The sequence below is a fragment of the Stenotrophomonas sp. 05L44_2 genome (assembly GCF_056665995.1).
Genome location: NZ_JBFTNR010000791.1, coordinates 1832 through 3050, shown reverse-complemented (window position 1 = coordinate 3050; position 1219 = coordinate 1832). Strand labels below are relative to the sequence as shown.

Below are 1219 nucleotides of genomic sequence, written 5' to 3'. Positions count from 1 at the left end.
CGTGTGTTACGCGCGCACCGAAGAGGAGCGTCAGCGTTACATTGAATACATCGATGAAGAGTACAACGCCGACAGGCTTACTCAAATCTTGACCGATGTCGCTGAGATCATCGGCGCCAACATCCTCAACGTGGCGCGCCAGGATTACGATCCGCAGGGTGCCTCGGTGACGATCCTGATCTCCGAAGAGCCGGTGATCGACAAGAAGCAGGCCGGCAAGGAGTTGATTTCCGATGCCGTGGTCGCGCACATGGACAAGTCGCACATCACCGTGCACACCTATCCGGAAACGCACCCGCAGGAAGGCATTGCCACTTTCCGCGCCGATATCGACGTGGCTACCTGTGGCGTCATTTCGCCGTTGAAGGCACTGAACTACCTGATCGAGAGCCTGGAATCGGACATCGTGATCATGGACTACCGTGTCCGTGGCTTCACGCGTGATGTGAAGGGCAAGAAGCACTACATCGATCACAAGATCAACTCGATCCAGAACTTCCTGGCCAAGAACATCAAGTCGCGTTACGAGATGTTCGACGTCAATGTCTACCAGGAAAACATCTTCCACACGAAGATGCACCTGAAGGACTTCGACCTGGACCAGTACCTGTTCGAGGAAAAGGCCAAGAACATCTCGTTCAAGGAACGCATGAAGATCGAAGCGCTGCTGCGTCGTGAGATCGAAGAGCTGTTCCACGGCCGCAACCTGGCTGAGTGACCCATGTGCGATGCCGGTAGGCATCGCCACCCAGGCGGGACGCCCCGCCCCGTGGAGCCTGCGCTTGGCGCAATCTTCAGTTCCACGGCGATGTACCGACCTACGGCCCGGTGTGAAAACACCGGGCCGTTTCGTTTTTCCCAAAAAGGTAAGGAGCCCCCACCCATGCCCTGGATCTACCTGCTGCTGGCCGGTCTGTTCGAGATCGGATTCGCCCTTGGAATGAAGTACTCCGAAGGTTTCAGCAAACCCGTGCCGACCGCCCTGACGGTGGTGTCGGCGCTGATCAGCCTGTACTTGATGAGCCAGGCGATGAAGAACATTCCGGTCGGCACGGCCTATGCGATCTGGACCGGCATCGGCGCCATGGGCGTGACGGTGCTGGGCATCTACCTGTTCAACGACAGCGCCTCGCCGGCACGCCTGGCCTGCGTGGGCCTGATCGTGGCCGGCGTGATCGGCCTGAAGCTGGTGTCACCCAATTAATCCCGGTAGTGGCGG

The 1219-nt window shown here is 58.4% G+C and carries 2 protein-coding genes; both read left to right on the top strand.

Annotated features, from left to right (window positions below; all coding sequences use genetic code 11):
* A partial coding sequence (gene speD / locus AC1VAN_RS20665; protein WP_480986617.1) for an adenosylmethionine decarboxylase occupies window positions 1–718 on the top strand: 718 nt, incomplete at its 5' end.
* Window positions 719–883: 165 nt separating this feature from the next.
* Window positions 884–1204 carry a DMT family transporter gene (locus AC1VAN_RS20660; protein ID WP_025874621.1) on the top strand — a complete coding sequence of 107 codons (321 nt, stop codon included), beginning with the start codon at window positions 884–886 and terminating at the stop codon, window positions 1202–1204.
* Window positions 1205–1219 lie beyond the last annotated feature (15 nt).